The following is a 384-nucleotide window of genomic DNA, read 5'->3' on the forward strand; positions in this document are numbered from 1 at the left end:
TGGTTTCCACCAGTGCCTGCACACCGAAGGTAAAGCGCAGACGGTCGATGTTTGCCGACGTAATGGTGCGGGTGATCGGCGTGTCATATTTCACTTCCGTACCCAGCACCGTCTCGGAGCCGGAGGATTCAAACCCCTCCGGCGGTGTCTGCTCCTGCTCACCGGCACGGAACACCACCGTGACACCGGAGATGTTGGTATTCCCCTCAGTGTCCAGCACCGGCGTACTGTTCAGCAGCACGCTTTTTAATCCATCCACCGGACCTTCAACCGGCCCTTCGCTGATGGCATCAATCACACTCAGCAGCTGCGTGGATTTCAGGTTATCTTTCGCTTCGCGCGGGGTATGCCCCTTACTGCTGCCTTTACCCATTCCTCACGCTC

The 384-nt window shown here is 57.8% G+C and carries 1 protein-coding gene; it reads right to left on the reverse strand.

Annotation, left to right across the window (positions count from 1 at the left end):
* Window positions 1-373 (reverse strand): TipJ family phage tail tip protein (gpJ, locus tag HEN33_RS25575; RefSeq protein ID WP_074582458.1); only part of this gene is annotated, 373 nt, incomplete at its 3' end.
* Window positions 374-384 lie beyond the last annotated feature (11 nt).

Source organism: Escherichia sp. 94.0001, assembly GCF_013369155.2.
Lineage (GTDB): Bacteria > Pseudomonadota > Gammaproteobacteria > Enterobacterales > Enterobacteriaceae > Escherichia > Escherichia coli_F.